The following is a 17,385-nucleotide window of genomic DNA, read 5'->3' as shown; positions in this document are numbered from 1 at the left end:
CCCGGACATCGACGCGCTCAGTCGGCCAGACTTGCGAAGTCGGTGTATCCTTCGGCCTCGCCGCCGTAATAGGCGCTGGGCGGGGCATCGAAGAGCGGCGCATTGCGACCCAGTCGCTCGACCAGATCGGGATTGCCGATGAAAGCGCGGCCGAACGAGATCATGTCGGCATGGCCGGACATGATGGCGTTCATGGCCATTTGCCGATCATAGCCGTTGTTGGCGATGTAGCTGCCGCCGAACGCCTTGTGCAGGGCTTTGAAATCGAGCGCCGAAGACGCGTTTTCTTCGCGCAACTGACCTTCGACACAGTGAAGATAAGCAAGGCCGAGGGTGCCGATTTGCCGCACGAAATAGCCATAGGTGGCCTGCGGATCGCTGTCGAGCGGCGTCTCGCCAATCGCTGTGGAGAGCGGCGACAGCCGGACGCCCACCCGATCTCCGCCCCAGATTCCGGCGACGGCCTTCACGACCTCAATCGGAAAACGCGCACGGTTTTCGATCGAACCGCCATAGATGTCCGTGCGCACATTGGTGCTGTCGCGCAGGAACTGGTCGAGCAGATAGCCATTGGCGGCATGCACCTCGACGCCATCGAACCCGGCCTCCATAGCCAGTCGGGCGGCATGCCGATAATCCTCGATCAGGCCGGGTATTTCGTCGGTCTCCAGCGCGCGCGGCATGGAGGGGACATCGTCGCCGGCCAGCGTGTAGACCCGGCCGCTACCGCGAATTGCCGATGGCGCGACCGGCGCGGCATCATTCTCCTGCAAGCTGCTGTGCGACACGCGGCCGACGTGCCAGAGCTGGAGCACGATCTTGCCGCCTTCCCCATGCACCGCCTCGGTCACCGCGCGCCAGGCCTCGACGTGGGCTTCGGTATAGATCCCCGGTGTATAGGCGTAACCGCGGCCTTGGCGTGAAATGTTGGTGGCTTCGGTGATGATGAGACCCGCGGAGGCGCGCTGACGGTAATAATCGACGGCGAGCAGGCTATGCACGCCATCCATTCCAGTGCGCGAACGCGTCAGCGGCGCCATGGCGATGCGGTTAGAAACCGCGATGGCGCCAATGGATGTCGGTGCGAACAGGTCGGTGGCTTGCGTATCGGACATGGCGACATTCCTTTCGTGCTGACCCTGCGGACCTCTTTGGGTTGGCCTGTCGCCGATACAGATCGCATGCCTCCGCAGGATTGATTAGACAGCCGCTTTTCACCGGATTTGATATTCTGGTTCACAGATCGGGCGACATTGCGGCGCCGGCCATGCTATAAGGATTGCCGTTTCGGGAAATCGTGTCACAGGCGGGACATGGACAACCGCGCAGGCGAAATGATGGTGTTCGTTCGGGTCGTCGAGGCGGGCAGCTTTTCCGAAGCCGCTCGACTGATGCTGATGACGCCCTCAACCGTGTCCAAGCTGATCGCCCGACTGGAAGCCCGGCTTGGAGTGCGGCTCATCGAGCGCTCGACGCGCAGGTTGGCGCTGACCGAGGAGGGGCAATTCTATTATGAGCGAAGCCAGAAACTGCTCGGCCAGCTTGATGAGACGGAACAGCAGATCGCGCATGGCGGCGCGGAGGCCGAGGGCGTCGTCCGCGTCACCTCGTCGGTAAGCTTCGGCACGACAGCACTCGAAGCGCTGCTGCCCGCCTTTTTCGAGGCTTATCCGAAGGTGATCGTCGATCTTTCGCTCTCGGACGAGGTGGTCGATCTCTATCTCGACCGCACCGATGTCGCGATCCGCGTCGGCAAGCTGACGGATTCGAACCTGATGGCGCGCAAGATCGGCGAGACGAAGCGGTGCATCGTGGCGTCCCCCACCTATCTCAAGCGGCACGGCACGCCGAAGACGCCGGAAGATCTCATCCACCATAATTGTCTGGGTTTCAACTTCCGCCGCGCCATGCCGGTCTGGCCGATGCGCGAGGGCGGGCGGATCGTCGAGCGGATGCTGAGCGGATCGCTGCTGGTCAACAATGGCGACACGCTGCGCCGGATGGCGATCGCCGGCGTGGGGATCATCCGGCTGGCCGACTATCATCTGCGCGGCCCGATCGAGCGCGGCGAACTGGTCGAGCTTCTCGCCGACAGCGACATCGGCGTGGTGGACGACGTCCACGCCCTGTTTCGCGGATCCCAGTTCCTGCCGGCGCGGGTGAGAAGCTTTCTGGACTTCATGGTGCCCCGAATGCAGAAATTCCTGGAGTGATCGAGGCGACCGAGCCGCTCGGGAAACAAACCGACCAGCCTCCAGTCAACGCCGGCTCTGTCCGAGCACCTCCATGCGCATCACCTCCACGCCGCCTTCCGCCCTCCTTGGGCGCAGCGTTTTCCTGAGCCGGCGCCTGTGCGGGGATGGCAGCCATCAACAGTGCAGGGAGTGCGAGCGTGATGAACGGGATGCGCATGCGGATCTCCTCATGCCGAAGGGGGAGGGGCGGGACGGAACGGCCCGTTCCATCCCGGAAGGATCACAGGCTGGAGCGTGCACGCTGGCGCCCCGCAAGGGCATTGGCGAAGCGCTGCTTCACCGGCCCGATCGCCTTGACGAACTCGAGCTGTTCGCCCTCCGGACCCTTGCAGTAGATCAGTTCCCAACCATCGGAAGGCGCGACCGTGACCTTGTTGGTGTTGGTATCCCGCGGGGCGGCGCGCCGCTCGGCCTCGCTGCGGACGCGGATGGTGCGGTTTGCGCGCACCTGCGTCATGCCACGACGTGCGGACTCGGTCTCGAGATCGGTGACGAACGTGTTGAAGTCGACGTCATCGGCGACATGGAAGCAGATGTGCATCATCCGAGGGAATGCCGGACTCATATTCTCCAGCGGCGGCGCGAAGCTGTTGGGGCCGCCCATCGGCTGGTCGGCGTTGCGATACTGCAGAAGCTCGATCACCACATTGTCGAACTGGATGAAACGGACGTCGAGGCGTTGGTCGCCATCGCGCAGGTTCGGCACGCCGATCGTGGTCGGGTCGACATGCAACTCATTGGCGCGGATTTCCTGATCGGCGAGCAGGGTGTTCTGGACCGGATCGCCCTGAAAATCCCCGTGGCGGAACACCTCAGTGCCACCCAGCACCTCGGTATAGAACTCATAGGCCCGTTCCATATTCTGCACGGTCAGGCCGAAATGCTGAACGCCCTGAAGCCGCAGGCCGAGCGGCGCGGCATTGCGGGAGGCGGCTGGAACGCTCCCTCCGGTTTGCGCGATTGCCTGACCGCCCAAGCCGGTTGCGGCGCCGGTAGCCAGGGCGGCGCCGGTGGTGCGAAGGACGTCCCGCCTGCCGAGATTGGTGGCATCATCTTTACGCACGCTGTCCATGATCATTCTCCTTCGGTTTGATTGGGGAGCACCCGATACGGGGCGCAGGGATCCTTCCGGTCGCTGCAGGGCGTAGCGACCGGGAAAGCGTCAAGGAGGGGGAGCGTTCAGCCGGTGACGGGAAGCGGGGCCGCCGGATTGACGAGACCGGCATCGCGCAGCTCGCGCCAGAATTCCGCCGGCACGACTTCATCGAGCGCGGCGCGATCTTCGGCGATGCGGCCGGGGCGGCTGGCGCCAGGGATCACCGCGGCGACCGCGGGATTGGCGAGCGCGAACTGAAGACCGGCCGCCTTCATCGAAATGCCGTGGCGATCGGCGATCGCCTTGATCGCCGCAACTTTCGCCAGAATGGCCGGTGTGGCGGGCGCATATTCGAAATTCGGTCCACCGACGAGCGCACCGGAGCTGTAGGGGCCGCCGACCACGATCCCCAGCTCCCGCTCCGCCACTTTCGGCATGACGCGCTGGAGCGCGCGGTCATGGTCGAGCAGCGAGTAGCGCCCGGCCAGCAGGAAGCCGTCGGGACGCGGCCCTTCGAGATCGAGCAGCAGTTCGATCGGCTCGACGCGATTGACGCCCAGGCCCCAGGCCTTGATGACGCCCTCGTCGCGCATCCGGTCCAGCGCCTTGAACGCTCCGCGCCGCGCCTGCTCGAACATGGCGAGCCATTCGTCACCGTAGAAATCCTGCGCGATGTCATGGACCCAGGCGATATCGATATGGTCGGTCTTCAGGCGCTTGAGGCTGTCTTCGATCGAGCGGTATGCGGCTTCTTCCGAGTAGTCGTTCACGATCTTATTCGGACGGCCATATTTGAAGACGTCGCCCTTCTCGCCCAGATCACGGGCGCTCACATCCTCGATCTCATCGAGAATGATACGACCGACCTTGGTGCTGATGACGAAATCCTCGCGCGGCTTATCGGCCAACGCCGCGCCCATGCGGATCTCCGCAAGACCCGCGCCGTAGAAGGGCGCATTGTCATAATACCGGATGCCGTCATTCCAGGCCGCTTCGACCGTCGCGCGGGCTTCCGCTTCGGGAATGTCGCGAAACATATTGCCCAGCGGCGCAGCGCCAAAACCGAGCTTCCCCGGCAGAATATCCTTGAGTGCCATCGTCTTGAACCTTCTTTCCAGGCTGAACCCCGTGCTCAGCGTCGAAAGAAGAAATATCCGCAACGAGAAACCGGCAGTAGCCAGGCTGCAATCGCAGAACTTTGGAAGGCGCTTCACAGACGCACAGGAGGGCAGCGTGATAAGTGTCAGTTAAAGGCTCTGTTGCAAAGTTTGCCGGCAGGCGCGAGATGATGGTCACAGGCATCACCGCCGACGCTATGCGTCCTGGCGCTCGAACTGCTGGGTGATGAACTGCACGGCCTCGGCGAGCGCGCCGGTTCCAACGCTGAAGGCGCGTTCGACGAGGCGCGCCTCGCCCCGCATGTCGCGGGTGATGTTGAAGCTGGACGCTCGGCCTTTGCGGAGCGCCCGCATCACCTCAAAGCCCTTGATCGTTGCGTAGGCCGCTTTCAGGGTCTTGAAGCCTCGCACCGGACGGATCAACTGCTTCAGCTTGCCATGGTCGGCCTCCACCACATTGTTCAGATATTTGACCTGCCGGTGCTCGGTCTCCTCGGGACATTTGCCCTCGGCCTTCAGCTCCGCTAAGGCCGGTCCGTAAGTTGGCGCCTTGTCGGTGTTGATGACCGTCGGCGTCTCCCACGCCTTCAGACCGTTGAGCGCCTTGGACAGGAAGCGCTTGGCGGCGGCGGTGTTTCGCGTGGGAGAGAGAGGTAGAAGTCGATGGTGTTGCCATGCTTGTCGACGGCCCGGTACAGGTAGGCCCACTTGCCACCAACTTTCACGTAGATCTCGTCGACCCGCCAGCTGGTTGACCTTGGACAGCGCCACTGCCGGCGTAGCCGCGTCTCGATCTCCGGCGCGTAGTTCTGAACCCAGCGGTAGATTGTTAAATGATCGACCGTGACGCCGCGCTCGGCCATCATCTGCTCGAGATCACGGTGGCTGATACCGTATCGGCAGTACCAGCGCACCGTCCAGAGTACGATCTCACCCTCGAAGTGGCGTCCCTTGATGTCCGACACGGCTTGGCTCCATCCAACCTCCAGCCATTCCTCCGCCTGCCGGCAAACTTTGCAACGGAGCCACATCGTCTTCGACGACGAGGTGGCGCGCAAATTCGCCAAATGGCCGTACTTCATCTCCACCGCCCCCGGCGTCGCCTACGCCTATCTCCAGGACTACAAACGGACACGGCCGGACCTCTACCACCGCGGCAGGTCGATCGAAGAGCTGGCTGCTTCGATGGGGGTGCCCGCCCAGGCATTGGCCAAGGCGGTCACCGCCCGGGACACCGCGGCCGGCGGGCGGCCGCCGGTCGGCAAGGGGCCGTTCCATGCGCTGGGCCCGGTCAAAAGCTGGATCATCCTGACCGACGGCGGCCTGACGGTGAACCGCGACCATCAGGTGACGCGCGGCGACGGACAAGCGATCCCGGGCCTCTACGCCGTCGGGTCGGTAGGGCAGGGCGGCCTACTGCTGGAAGGGCACGGCCATCATCTGGCCTGGGCGTTTACGTCCGGCAGACTCGCGGGAATGCACGCGGCGCGGGCCAGTCAGGGGGCGCACCCCGCCACCGACGAGATCCCCGCGTCAGCCCTTTATGGCTCCTTTCGGACGCGTACGGTATGATCGGTGCCCGGCTTGTGAGAGAGCATCGATGCGCATACTGGTTATCGAGGATGCCGAGGACTTGGCCGACGCGGTCGTCGACAGCCTGCGCGGACTCGGGCATGCCGTCGATTGGGCGGCCGACGGCCATCAGGCCGAGGATCTTCTCCGCACCGAGACCTATCAATTGGTCATACTGGACGTGATGCTGCCGGGACCGGACGGGCAGGCACTGCTGGGCCAGCTGCGCCGTCGGGGGAATCGGACGCCGGTGCTGGTCACCACGGCACGGTCGCAGATCGACACCAAGATCCATATGCTCGATCTCGGCGCGGACGATTACATCGTGAAGCCGTTCGACCTGCGCGAACTGGAGGCGCGGTGCCGCGCCCTGCTGCGCCGGTCGCACGGGATGGCCTCGTCCGAGACCGTCATCGGCAATCTGGCGTTCGACACGGCGCGGCGGACGGTCTCCATCGACGGCCGGCCCCTCGACCTCAGCGCGCGGGAGTTCAGGCTGCTGGAACTGTTCCTCGGCAACATGGGGCGCGTGCTGACCAGGACCGCGCTCATCGACCAGCTCTTCGACCTGGAGCAGGCGGTCACCCCGAATGCGGTGGAGATGTCGGTTTCCCGGCTGCGGCGCAAGCTGGAGGGCGCTTCGGTGGTAATCCGCACCGTCCACGGCGTCGGCTATGTGGGTGAAAAGCAAAATGCCGAATGAGGGTCGCGCCGTGGCGGGAGGCTCGCTGCGCCGACGCCTGCTGACCCGGATGTTCGTGGTTCTCGGCGTCGTAACGCTGATTCTGTTCCTGTTCGTCCGCACTTACGCGCGCGAGGCGGCGGACAGTGCCTATGACCAGCTCCTGTCGGCCTCCGCCCTGTCCATCGCCGACGCCGTGCGGGTGGAGAACGGCGCCATCACGGTCGATCTTCCCTATTCTTCGCTCAGCGTTCTGGGCACGGCCCGGCACGACCGCGTCTTCTACAAGGTGATGGCGCCGGGCGGCCTGATCGTCACCGGCTACGAGGATCTGCCCGGCGCCACGGTGCACGACGACACGCCGGTGTTCCAGAACGCCGTTTACAGCGATGCTCCGGTGCGGATCGCGGTCACGGGGCGTTTCATCAGCGGCGTGGCGCGGTCGGGATGGGTGACGGTGGTGGTCGCCCAGACCCGTGAGGCGCGCGACCTGCTGGCCTCCCGTCTGGTCGCCAACTCCTTCGCCCCCATCGCCTTCGCCGTGGTCGTCGGCGCCCTTCTGCTCTGGTTCGGCATCCGTCAGGCGCTGGCGCCCCTGGGTTTCCTTGAATCGTTGATCCGCGCCCGGCCTCCACAGGATTTCTCCCCGATTGACGCCCCGGTGCCGACCGAGGTCGGGCAACTGCTGGCGGCGATCAACCAGTTGATGATCCGCTTCAAGGCAAACCTGGATTCCACCCAGTCCTTCCTGGCCGACGCGGCGCATCAGATCCGCACTCCCCTGGCGGCGCTGCGGTCGCAGGCCGAACTGGCGCGCCGCGAGGCGGATGTCGAGCGGCTGCGGAACCGCGTCGAGCGCATCCACCGCAACGCGGTCGAGGCGAGCGAGCTGACCACACAGCTGCTCAATCATGCGACCGTCGTCCATCGCGCCGAGGCGGTCCAGCCCCAGGTGGTGGACCTGGACGCGCTGCTCCGGCAGATCGTCCAGCAGATGGCCGGCCGGCCCGACGCGCCCCCCATCGCCCTGGCGCGCGAGCCGGCCGAGGGGGACGCGCTGCTGCACGGCGACCCCGTGACCCTGCGGGAAGCGCTGACCAACCTGCTCGACAATGCAGTCAAATACGGCGGTGCCAACCCCATCGAGGTGCTCGTGCGGCCAGGAACCGGCGATTACGGCCCGCTGGTGGAGATCGCCGACCGCGGTCCTGGCATACCGGACGGGGAGAAATCCAAGGTGTTCGAGCGCTTCAACCGCGGACGGCAGTCCAAGGGGATTGCCGGCAGCGGCCTCGGCCTTTCCATCGCCGCGGCAGTGGCGGAGGCCCATCATGCTGCCCTGTCGCTGCACGACCGCCCCGGCGGCGGGCTGATCGTCCGGCTGGAATTCCCGGCTCCCGCCCAGCCTGGCGAGGGAGCCGCGAACGGCGTCCCGGCCGGGCGGCGCCTGCTTCCCCTGCTCCTGCTCCTGCTGCTGGCGGTGGCCTTGCCGCTGGTCGCCGCCGGGCCGGTCCAGGCGCTGGAGCCGGTCTTTTATCCGGCAGCCTCGGGCCCGCCACCCGCAGGCGGCACGGAACGCCTGCGCATCGACGCGGCGACCGACCGGCCGGCGATCGAGCCGCTAATCCGGGATTTCCAGCAGGAGAACCCGACGGTCACCATCGAATTCCGGGAGATGAACACCGGCGAGCTGTACGATTCCGTCGTCAAGCGGGCCGCCGGCGATGTGCCGGACCTCGTCATCAGCTCCGCCTCCGGCCTGCAGGTGAAGCTGGTCAATGACGGGCACGCGCGGCGCTACAGCTCCCCGGCGACGCAGGCGCTTCCGGACTGGGCGAACTGGCGCAGCGCCGCCTTCGGCTTCACCCAGGAGCCGGCGGCCATCGTCTACAACCGCGATCTGGTGCCGGCGGAGGACGTGCCGCGTTCCCGCGAGGATCTGATCCATCTGCTGCGCGACCGCAAGGAGCGCTACGGCGGCCGGGTGGTGACCTACAATGTCGAGGAGAGCGGCATCGGCTATCTGTTCGCGACGCAGGATTCCGTCCTGACCAGCCAGTTCTGGCAACTCGCCGACGCGCTCGGCGAAAATCAGGCCAAGCAGATGTGCTGCACATCGGACATGGTCGACTCCATCGAGCGCGGCGAGACCTACATCGGCTACAATCTGCTGGGCTCCTACGCGCGGGAGCGGCAGTTGCACGGCTCCCATATCGGGATCGTCCTGCCGTCCGACTACACGCTGGTCATGACGCGCGTCGCCCTCATCCCGCAGCGGGCGAGCGCTCCCGAATTGGCCGGGCGCTTCATCGATTACCTGCTGTCGGAACGCGGGCAGTCGGTGGTCGCCGGCAGCACCGCCTTCTACTCGATCCAGCCGACGGTCGGCGGCCCGATGTCGGCAACCCATCTTCAGGAGGAGATGCGCGGCCCGACGCAACGGATCGGGCTCGGCCCCGCCCTGCTGGTCTATATGGACCATCTGAAGCGCGCCCGTTTTCTCCAGCAGTGGAAGGCGTTCCTGCATCAGCCCTGAAGGCAAAGACACGGCGCGGGCAAAAAAACGGCCCGGGGACGACCCGGGCCAGTTCGTGCCGATACGGGACCCGCCGGGCGGTCAGCTTCCCGGCAGCGAATGGACGTTGGCGATGAACAGGTCCTGCCAGTTCGCCGGCTTGGTCTTGATCGAGCCGACGCGGCCCATGAAGTTGGCGAACTGCATGACGCCGTTGGGGGTGGTCGAAAACTTGGTGTCCGGATCCTTGATCATCCGTTCGACCTCCTCGGCCGACAGCTTGGCCTTGGCCGACTGCACATAGATCGTCGCGGCGCGTGCCGGCTCGTCGGCGATCAGCTTGTCGGCTTCCTCCAGCGCCGCGAGGAAGGCGGCGGTCAGCTTCGGGTTGGCGTCGATGAAGCGCTTGGGCGCATAGACGAGGTCGAGCGAGATGTTGCCGAGCACGTCGACCGAGTTCATCACCCGATGCACCTGCGGGTTTTCCAGCTCCATGAAGGAATAGGGCGGCGAGCCGAGGTGGCTGTTCACCTCGGTCTTGCCGGAGACGAGCGACGTGTAGGCTTCCGGATGCGGCAGGCCGACCGTCATCGGGTCGAGCTTGGCGTAATTGTCGTCGCCGAACTCCGTGGCGACCGCCATCTGCAACACGACCGCCGACAGCGAGGTCTTAATGCCCGGCAGGGCGATCTTGTCCTTCGCCGTGAAGTCCTTCAGCGACTTGATGTTGGGGTTGTTGGTGTTGAGGTACAGCGAGGTGGCGCTGAGCCCGGCCAGCCCCGACACCTCCAGCTTGGCATTGCCCTTCACCTTCGCCCACAGCGTCAGGAAGCCCGGCACGCCGATGGCGGCGATGTCCAGATTGCCGGAGATCATGGCGTCGTTGATGACGTTGCCGCCGTCCAGTTCCAACCAGCCGACCTTGAGGTCGCCGAGGCCGGCCGCCTTGGCCTGCTTCTCCAGGAGCTTTTCATGCTCCATGACGATCATCGGCAGGTAGAGGATGCCGTAGCCCTTGGAGATGTGGACTTCCGGGGCTTCGGCGCAGGCCGGGCCGGTCGCCAGCACCCCCGAAGCCAGGGCGACGAGCGCCGTCGCCAGGACGCCGGCCCGGCGCAGGGTCGCGAATGCGGTCATGAAGAGTCCTCCCATAGGAATTCTTGCTGTTGGGATCAGTGCTGCATGCCCCAGCGGCGGATGGTGCGCCGCTCGATGGTGGCGAAGACGCCGTTCTCGACGACGAGACCGATCAGGATCACGGTGAACAGGCCGGCGAAGACGTTGGCCGTTTCCAGCTGGTTGCGGTTCTCGAAGATGTACCAGCCGAGCCCGCCGGAGCCGGAGCTGACGCCGAACACCAGTTCCGCCGCGATCAGCGTGCGCCAGGCGAAGGCCCATCCTACCTTCAGGCCGGTCAGGATCGACGGGAAGGCCGCCGGGATCAGGATGTGGCGGACCAGCCCCAGGCCGCTCAGCCCATAGTTCCGGCCGACCATGCGCAGCGTGTTGGAGACGGAGCGGAAACCGGCATGGGTGTTGAGCGCGATGGCCCACAGCACGGAATGGACCAGCACGAAGATCACGCTGCCGGAGCCGAGCCCGAACCAGATCAGCGCCAGCGGCAGCAGGGCGATGGCCGGCAGCGGGTTCAGCATGGAGGTCATCGTCTCCAGAAGATCGGTGCCGATCTGCGAGCCGATGGCGACGGTGGTCAGCAGCGCCGCCAGCAGGATGCCCATGGCATAGCCGATCACCAGCGTCTGCAGCGAGACCAGCGTGCGCGCCGGGATGATGCCGTTGCCGAGGTCGGTGACGAAGGCCTGCAGCATCGCCGTGAAGGGCGGAAACAGCAGCGGGTTGTCGAGCCAGCGGCCGTAGACCTCCCAGATCACGGCGAGCGCCAGCAGGATCAGCCCCTTGCGCAGCAGCGGCACGCGGTACAGCCGCTCCCACGCGCTCAAGGGCTTTTCGACATCGGCGATGACGGTCGAGCGGGACACGTCGCGGACGATCTCCGGACGGTCGACGAGGATGGACTGCATGGTGGATTGCATGGTCATGGCGGGCCTCAGTGGACGAACAGCATGTCGTTGATGCGGGCTTCCAGCTCCGCCTGGGCGGCGGTTCCGAGCTGCTCCGGCGGGATGCTGTTCAGTTCGGCCTTCACCTGTCCCGGATGCGGCGACAGCAGCAGGATGCGGGTGCCGACGCGGATCGCCTCCTCGATGGAGTGGGTCACGAACAGGACGGTGAATTTGGTGTCGTCCCACAGGCGCAGCAGTTCGTCCTGCATGCGGCGGCGGGTCAGGGCGTCGAGCGCGGCATAGGGCTCGTCCATCAGCAGGACGTCGGGCTCCATCGCCATGCCGCGGGCGATGGCGACGCGCTGCTTCATGCCGCCGGACAGCGTGTGCGGGAAGCTGTGCGCGAACTTCGCCAGACCGACCTTGTTGATGTAATGGTCGGTCCGCTCCGCCGCCTCCGCCCCCTTGGCACGGCCGCTGGTGGTCAGCGCGAACAGCACATTCTCGCGCACGCTCTTCCAGGGTAGCAGTTGGTCGAATTCCTGGAACACCATCATGCGGTCGGGACCGGGCTTGGTCACTTCGTGCCCGTTCAGCCGGATGGCGCCCTCCACCGGCTCCAGATAACCGCCGATGGCTTTCAACAGGGTGGATTTTCCACAGCCAGAGGGTCCAAGCAGAACATAGCGGTCGGATTTGAAGACCTGGAAATCGACCCGGTAGGTCGCGGTCACCAGATGATCCGTGGTCTTGTACTGCAAGGTGACGCCGGATACCTCCAGCAGCGGGGTAGCCGGAACCGTGGCAGCCACCGGATCGGCCGGGGCACCCACGGCACCCACAGGGGTGGGACGGACCGTCTGCGACGTCCTGCTCATCGTTTCCTCCAACACAGTCTGTCATTTTGCTAATGCCGCGCATTGCGGCTCTTGCTGACAGTATGTGGGCGAAATCTGACAGCTTCCTGACGTGACCGGTGTTGTCAGGTTGGCGAGCGGGAGCCCTCCTGCAAGGCCGCCTGATAATCAACCCGCCCCGCCGAGCACGAAATTCCGGACACTCCCAAGCCACCATGGCCGCTATGGTAGCCCGCGCGTGCATGCTGCCCTCCGCGCAGAGGGCATCACCGCCAGCAGGGGCCGGGTGGCGCGTCTGATGCGCCGGCATGGTATCCGGGGCGCCGCCGCACGCCGGTTCCGGCCCGTCACGACCGACAGCCGCCATGGCCTGCCGGTCGCTCCCGATCTACTTGGTCAAGCCTTCCAGGTGGCCGAGCCCAACCGGGTCTGGCTTGCCGACATCACCTGCCTGCCCACCGCTGAAGGCTGGCTGTATCTGGCGGTTATCCTCGACTTGGCGACCCGGAAGATCGTTGGATGGGCGACGCGCGATCATATGCGCGCCGAACTCACTACTTCGGCCCTGGTCGTGGCCATCCAGCGCCAAAGGCCAGTTGTGGGCCTCATCCAGCATTCCGATCACGGCAGTCAGTATGCCTCCCGGGATTACCGCGACCTGTTGCAGGCGGCCGGGATGCGGCAGTCCATGTCGCGCAAGGGCTGCTGCAACGACAATGCTCCCATGGAGAGCTTCTTCCACACTCTCAAGGTCGAGTTGGTCCACCGCACTCGTTTCAAAACCCGCGACCAGGGGCGCCGGAAGATGTTCGCCTACATCGAAACCTACTGCAATCGCCAACGCGCCCACTCGGCCATCGGATACATCACCCCCGAACAGGCCGAGCTAAGGTGCGCATAAAGTCAATTCTTGCATGAGCTGAGCAAGATGCCATTGCTCGTCCGCGAAACCGCCGATTGCCGGACGAGCTATGAGGTGGCCCCTCTTGTCGAGCGACCACCTCGAAAGCCCTTCAGATCACGCCGAGACGGGCATGGGGACCTGACGCCTCCTCGGCAGCCGCCGGCTTGATCCGGAACCATGCCGCATAGAGGGCGGGGAGGAAGAGCAGGATCAGCACCGTGCCGACCGCCGTGCCGCCGATCAGCGTGTAGGCCATCGATCCCCAGAAGACCGAGTGCGTGAGCGGGATGAAGGCCAGCACTGCGGCAAGGGCGGTCAGGATCACCGGCCGCGTCCGCTGCACCGTGGCTTCGATGACGGCGTGATAGTCATCGAGGCCGGCCGCCTGGTTCTCCTTGATCTGTTCGGTCAGGATCAGCGTGTTGCGCATCAGGATGCCGGCCAGACCGATCAGCCCGAGAATGGCGTTGAAGCCGAAGGGCTGGTTGAAGGCGAGCAGCATGGGCACGACGCCGACGAGGCCAAGCGGTGCCGTCAGCAGGACCATGGCCATCATCGAGAAGGACCGCACCTGAAGCATGATGAAGACCAGCATGGCGGCGATCATGACGGGGAAGACCTTGCCGAGCGCCGTGTTGGCCTTGGCGGATTCCTCAATCGATCCGCCCATCTCGATGCGATAGCCGGCCGGAAGCGATGCGATCAGCGGCTGAAGGGCCGTCATGATCTGCTTGGAGACCTCCGGCGGCTGGGTCGCTTCGTTGTAGTCCGAGCGGATGGTGATGACCGATGTCCGGTCCCGGCGCTTCATCATCGGCTCCTCCAGCCGGATGTCGGCATGGCCGATCTGGTCGAGCGGGATTTGCTGGCCGGTCCGGCTCGTCAGCGAGAAATCGGCCAGACGCGCCGGGTCCAGACGTTCACCGCCGGCGCTGCGCGCCACGATGGGGACGTTGCGGATGTCCTCGCGCACCTGGGTGACGGCGATCCCGGTCAGAAGGAACTGGAGTTGCTGCCCGACCTCGGCCGGCGAGAGGCCGATGAGGTTCAGGCGGTCCTGGTCGGGGGTGAAGCGGAGCACCGGCGTGCGGTTGCCCCAATCGCGGTTGGCCTGCCGGACATCCGGCACGCTGCGCATGACGGCGAGGGCCTTTTCGGAAATGTCGTAGAGCTTTGCCGGATCGGGGCCCATCACCCGGAATTCGACCGGGAACGGCGTGTAGGGCCCGAACACGAGCTGGGTGACGCGGACATAGGCCTCGGGCACCAGCCCCTGCGCCACCGTCTGCCGCAGCCGGTGCTTCAGGGCCTCGCGCGCCTCGGCGTCCGGGGTCAGCACGACGATCTTGGCGAAGGCGGGATCGGGCAGTTCGGGCGACAGGGCGATGAAGAAGCGGGGAGCGCCCTGGCCGACATAGCTGGTGACGATCTTCGCCTCCGGCTGATCGGCCAGCCAGCGTTCGATCTTCTCGACCGAGGCCGTCGTCGTCTCGATGCTGGTGCCTTCCGGCAGGCGGACCTCCACCAGCACCTCGGGACGGTCGGAGGTCGGGAAGAACTGCTGCTTCACGCCGCCCATGCCGACGATGGCGGCAGCGAAGGCGAGGCCGACGACCCCGCAGGTCACGATCCTGTGGCGCACGGCGAAGCTGATGATCCCCCGCAGGCGCCGGTAGTTCGGGGTGCCGTAGATCGCCTCGTGACCGCCGGGGACCGGTTTGATCGCCGGCAGCATCCTGACGCCCAGATAGGGCGTGAAGATCACCGCCACGATCCAGGAGACGATCAGGGAGAAGCCGACGACCCAGAAGATGTTGCCGGCATATTCGCCGGCGGTCGAGCGCGCGAACCCAACCGGCAGGAAGCCGGCGATGGTCACCAGCGTTCCGGACAGCATCGGCGCCGCGGTGTGGCTCCAGGCATAGGCCGCCGCCCTGATGCGGTCGACGCCCTCCTCCATCTTCACCACCATCACCTCGATGGCGATGATGGCGTCGTCCACCAGCAGGCCGAGCGACAGGATCAGCGCGCCGAGCGTGATGCGGTCGAAGAAGCGGCCGGTCTCCAGCATGATCAGGAAGACGACGGCGAGCGTCAGCGGCACGGCCGCCGCCACCACGATGCCGACGCGCCAGCCGAGGCTGAGCAGGCTGACCAGCAGCACCACGCCCAGTGCCATGGCGAATTTGATCATGAACTCGTCGACCGCCGCGGTGATGTTGACGGCCTGATCGGTCACCTTGTCGAGCGTCATCCCGAGCGGCAGCGACCGCGCGATGCCAGCCGCCCGGTCCTCCAGCGCCCTGCCGAGCGCGAGGCCGTCCCAGCCCTCCTGCATGACCGTCGCCAGCATGACGGTGGGTTCGCCCTGGTGACGGATGATGTAGGTCGGCGGATCCTCGTAGCCGCGGCGGACCTCGGCGATGTCCGACAGCTTCAGCGTCCGTCCGGCGGCGGCGATGGGCGTGTCGGCAATCGCCTGCACCCCGTCATAGGCGCCGTCGATGCGGATGAAGACCTGCGGCCCCTGGGTGTCGATGGAGCCGGACGGCGTGACGCTGTTCTGCCGTTGCAGAGCGGCAATGATGTCCTGGGCCGACACGCCGAGCGTCGCCAGCCTGGCATAGGAGAACTCGACGAAGATGCGTTCCGGACGTTCACCCAGGATGTTGACCTTCTTGACGCCGGGCACATGCAGCAGGTCCTGGCGGATCGCCTCGGCCTGCCGGGCCAGTTCGCGCATCGGCAGGCCCTTGGCCTTCAGCGCATAGAGGGCGAAGCTGACGTCGGAATATTCGTCGTTGACGAAGGGGCCGAGCACGCCGGGCGGCAGGTTGCGCGTCTCGTCGCCGATCTTCTTGCGGGCCTGATAGAACTCCTCCTGCACCCTGGCCGGCGGCGTGCTGTCCTTCAGCGTGAGCGTCATATAGGCGTAGCCGGGCCGCGTGGTCGTCTCCACCCGGTCGTACCAGCTCAGTTCCTGAAGGCGCTTTTCCAACGGCTCGGCGACGAGATCCTGCATCTCGCGCGCGGTGGCACCCGGCCACACGCTGGTGACGGTCAGGGTCTTGATGGTGAAGGAGGGATCCTCCGCCCGTCCGAGCATGACGAAGGCGAAGGCGCCCCCCGCCGCCAGCAGGAGGATGAAGAACAGGGTGACGGCCCGTTCACGGACGGCGATGGCGGAAAGATTGAGGCTCATCACCGGACCCCGCTGTCGGCGGCGGTCCTGACGCGGACCCCCTCCTGGAGAAGATGGGCGCCGAGCGACACCACCGGATCGCCGAGGCCGAGCCCGGAGATCACGGCGGTGTCGCCGCTCACCCGGACCAGCCGGACCGTCTGGAAGCGCACCGTCGAGCTGGCGCGCTCCAGGGTCCAGACACCGGTCCTCCGGCCGTCGTCCAGCACGGCGCCCAGCGGCACCTGCATGTCCGCCCGATCGGTCTGTCCCCCCGGCCGGCCGGTCAGCCTGATGGTGACCGTCGCCCCGAGCGGTGCCGCCGCGGCATCGCCGTCGAGCACGTAACGCGCCTCGTAGGTGCGGGTCTGGGCATCGGCGGCGTCCGACAGCTGGCGCAGATGCGCGCCGTAGCGCTGTCCGTCGGCGCCATAGAGGCTGGCCTCGGCCAACGAGCCGATGGGCGGCCGGATCGTTTCCGGCAGCGCCACCACCGCTTCGCGCGGGCCGGCCTGGGCGATCCGGACGACGGTCTGGCCGGCGACGACGACCTGTCCCGGCTCGCCGAGCGTTTCGACCACCGTTCCATCGCTGTCGGCCACCAGGACGGAGTAGGTCGCCTCGTTCTCGGCGACCCGGGCGTCCGCCTCGGCGCTGGCGAGCTGCGCCCTGGCGGTGTCCAGCGCGGCCTTCGCCTGTTCATGACGCTGGCGGGAGGCCCATCCGTCATTGAGCAGGCTGGCGTAGCGCCGCTCGTCCGCCTGCGTTTGAACGACCACGGCACGCGCCGCGGCAGCGGCATTGCGCTTGGCCGTCAGCGCGAGGCGCAGATCGGTCTCGTCGATGCGCATCAGCGGCTGGCCGGCCTTGACCGGCTGGCCGACCGTCGCCAGCCGTTCGATGATCTTGCCGGGGACGCGGAAACCGAGATTGCTCTGCACCCTCGCCCCGACGACGCCGGTGAAACCGCGATCCGAGCCGGCCACCGGAACCGCTGCGGCAAGCCGGACGATCGGTGCCTCCTGCCGGGGGTCGCTGACCGCCGACGCCTCCTGCGTGTGCATGGACAGCGTCACGACCGCGGCGGCGCCCAGCACCACCGTCAGAACGCCACCCACCACGACCATGGGTCTCTTTTTCATGCCCGCCGCCTCAGTCAATTTAGATTGCGTATGACATCT

12 protein-coding genes and 2 pseudogenes are annotated in these 17,385 nt (G+C 66.0%); 5 read left to right on the top strand and 9 right to left on the bottom strand.

Annotated elements, in window-relative coordinates; translation table 11 throughout:
* Positions 1-17 precede the first annotated feature (17 nt).
* Positions 18-1,115 carry an alkene reductase gene (locus ABNQ38_RS30935; protein ID WP_377811114.1) on the bottom strand — a complete coding sequence of 366 codons (1,098 nt, stop codon included), beginning with the start codon at positions 1,113-1,115 and terminating at the stop codon, positions 18-20.
* Positions 1,116-1,313: 198 nt separating this feature from the next.
* Between ABNQ38_RS30935 and ABNQ38_RS30930 the strand changes: the two genes are divergently transcribed.
* Positions 1,314-2,213 carry a LysR family transcriptional regulator gene (locus ABNQ38_RS30930; RefSeq protein ID WP_376964490.1) on the top strand — a complete coding sequence of 300 codons (900 nt, stop codon included), beginning with the start codon at positions 1,314-1,316 and terminating at the stop codon, positions 2,211-2,213.
* Between the two features lie 262 nt (positions 2,214-2,475).
* On the opposite strand, the gene ABNQ38_RS30925 is transcribed toward ABNQ38_RS30930, so the two are convergent.
* The 3 genes and pseudogenes from ABNQ38_RS30925 to ABNQ38_RS30915 all read right to left on the bottom strand — a co-directional run bounded on the left by ABNQ38_RS30925 (position 2,476) and on the right by ABNQ38_RS30915 (position 5,434).
* Positions 2,476-3,327, bottom strand: a complete 852-nt coding sequence (locus ABNQ38_RS30925; RefSeq protein WP_377811113.1) for a VOC family protein — start codon at positions 3,325-3,327, stop codon at positions 2,476-2,478.
* A 107-nt stretch (positions 3,328-3,434) separates the two neighbouring features.
* The gene (locus tag ABNQ38_RS30920; protein WP_377811112.1) at positions 3,435-4,448 is read right to left on the bottom strand and encodes an aldo/keto reductase; all 1,014 of its coding nucleotides are present in this window, start codon (positions 4,446-4,448) and stop codon (positions 3,435-3,437) included.
* Between the two features lie 216 nt (positions 4,449-4,664).
* Positions 4,665-5,434, bottom strand: a pseudogene (locus ABNQ38_RS30915) (IS6 family transposase).
* Between ABNQ38_RS30915 and ABNQ38_RS30910 the strand changes: the two are divergent.
* From ABNQ38_RS30910 to ABNQ38_RS30900, 3 genes are read left to right on the top strand one after another with little or no spacing between them, the layout of a single operon-like run.
* Positions 5,424-6,041: an FAD-binding protein gene (locus ABNQ38_RS30910; protein ID WP_377811111.1), complete on the top strand. Its 618-nt coding sequence runs from the start codon at positions 5,424-5,426 to the stop codon at positions 6,039-6,041. The pseudogene ABNQ38_RS30915 and the gene ABNQ38_RS30910 overlap by 11 nt on opposite strands.
* Before the next feature lie 28 nt (positions 6,042-6,069).
* On the top strand, positions 6,070-6,744 hold the full coding sequence (locus tag ABNQ38_RS30905) for a response regulator transcription factor (RefSeq protein ID WP_098738217.1): 675 nt from the start codon (positions 6,070-6,072) through the stop codon (positions 6,742-6,744).
* Positions 6,734-9,259 carry an extracellular solute-binding protein gene (locus ABNQ38_RS30900; protein WP_377811110.1) on the top strand — a complete coding sequence of 842 codons (2,526 nt, stop codon included), beginning with the start codon at positions 6,734-6,736 and terminating at the stop codon, positions 9,257-9,259. Before ABNQ38_RS30905 ends, ABNQ38_RS30900 begins: the two co-directional genes overlap by 11 nt.
* Before the next feature lie 81 nt (positions 9,260-9,340).
* Here the strand turns inward: ABNQ38_RS30900 and ABNQ38_RS30895 are convergent, their stop codons facing one another.
* From ABNQ38_RS30895 to ABNQ38_RS30885, 3 genes are read right to left on the bottom strand one after another with little or no spacing between them, the layout of a single operon-like run.
* Entirely contained in the window at positions 9,341-10,375 is a 1,035-nt protein-coding gene (locus ABNQ38_RS30895) for an ABC transporter substrate-binding protein (RefSeq protein ID WP_377811109.1), read from the bottom strand.
* A 35-nt stretch (positions 10,376-10,410) separates the two neighbouring features.
* A complete protein-coding gene (locus ABNQ38_RS30890; protein ID WP_377811108.1) occupies positions 10,411-11,298 on the bottom strand; it encodes an ABC transporter permease in 888 nt (295 codons plus the stop codon).
* Between the two features lie 8 nt (positions 11,299-11,306).
* On the bottom strand, positions 11,307-12,140 hold the full coding sequence (locus ABNQ38_RS30885; protein WP_377811107.1) for an ABC transporter ATP-binding protein: 834 nt from the start codon (positions 12,138-12,140) through the stop codon (positions 11,307-11,309).
* Positions 12,141-12,327: 187 nt separating this feature from the next.
* Between ABNQ38_RS30885 and ABNQ38_RS30880 the strand changes: the two are divergent.
* Positions 12,328-13,020, top strand: a pseudogene (locus tag ABNQ38_RS30880) (IS3 family transposase); the annotation flags it as partial.
* 112 nt (positions 13,021-13,132) lie between these two features.
* Here ABNQ38_RS30880 and ABNQ38_RS30875 read toward each other — a convergent pair.
* Both ABNQ38_RS30875 and ABNQ38_RS30870 read right to left on the bottom strand, forming a co-directional pair.
* Positions 13,133-16,225 (bottom strand): efflux RND transporter permease subunit, encoded by a 3,093-nt coding sequence (locus ABNQ38_RS30875; RefSeq protein WP_377811106.1) that lies wholly within the window; start codon positions 16,223-16,225, stop codon positions 13,133-13,135.
* Positions 16,225-17,346 (bottom strand): efflux RND transporter periplasmic adaptor subunit, encoded by a 1,122-nt coding sequence (locus ABNQ38_RS30870; RefSeq protein ID WP_377811105.1) that lies wholly within the window; start codon positions 17,344-17,346, stop codon positions 16,225-16,227. Before ABNQ38_RS30870 ends, ABNQ38_RS30875 begins: the two co-directional genes overlap by 1 nt.
* Positions 17,347-17,385 lie beyond the last annotated feature (39 nt).

Origin of the sequence: Azospirillum sp. A29 (genome assembly GCF_042604625.1) — a bacterium.
Classification (GTDB): Bacteria; Pseudomonadota; Alphaproteobacteria; order Azospirillales; family Azospirillaceae; genus Azospirillum; species Azospirillum palustre.
The sequence above is the reverse complement of the archived record's forward strand: the minus strand, read 5'-3'. Positions and strand labels throughout refer to the sequence as shown.

Excerpts from the sequence above, each read along its gene's own strand:
- ABNQ38_RS30925 (WP_377811113.1), bottom strand. The coding sequence starts at position 3,327 with ATGGACAGCGTGCGTAAAGATGATGCCACCAATCTCGGCAGGCGGGAC.
- ABNQ38_RS30920 (WP_377811112.1), bottom strand. The coding sequence starts at position 4,448 with ATGGCACTCAAGGATATTCTGCCGGGGAAGCTCGGTTTTGGCGCTGCG.
- ABNQ38_RS30910 (WP_377811111.1), top strand. The coding sequence starts at position 5,424 with ATGTCCGACACGGCTTGGCTCCATCCAACCTCCAGCCATTCCTCCGCC.
- ABNQ38_RS30870 (WP_377811105.1), bottom strand. The coding sequence starts at position 17,346 with ATGAAAAAGAGACCCATGGTCGTGGTGGGTGGCGTTCTGACGGTGGTG.
- ABNQ38_RS30930 (WP_376964490.1), top strand. The coding sequence starts at position 1,314 with ATGGACAACCGCGCAGGCGAAATGATGGTGTTCGTTCGGGTCGTCGAG.
- ABNQ38_RS30885 (WP_377811107.1), bottom strand. The coding sequence starts at position 12,140 with ATGAGCAGGACGTCGCAGACGGTCCGTCCCACCCCTGTGGGTGCCGTG.
- ABNQ38_RS30890 (WP_377811108.1), bottom strand. The coding sequence starts at position 11,298 with ATGACCATGCAATCCACCATGCAGTCCATCCTCGTCGACCGTCCGGAG.
- ABNQ38_RS30895 (WP_377811109.1), bottom strand. The coding sequence starts at position 10,375 with ATGACCGCATTCGCGACCCTGCGCCGGGCCGGCGTCCTGGCGACGGCG.
- ABNQ38_RS30875 (WP_377811106.1), bottom strand. The coding sequence starts at position 16,225 with ATGAGCCTCAATCTTTCCGCCATCGCCGTCCGTGAACGGGCCGTCACC.
- ABNQ38_RS30905 (WP_098738217.1), top strand. The coding sequence starts at position 6,070 with ATGCGCATACTGGTTATCGAGGATGCCGAGGACTTGGCCGACGCGGTC.
- ABNQ38_RS30900 (WP_377811110.1), top strand. The coding sequence starts at position 6,734 with ATGCCGAATGAGGGTCGCGCCGTGGCGGGAGGCTCGCTGCGCCGACGC.
- ABNQ38_RS30935 (WP_377811114.1), bottom strand. The coding sequence starts at position 1,115 with ATGTCCGATACGCAAGCCACCGACCTGTTCGCACCGACATCCATTGGC.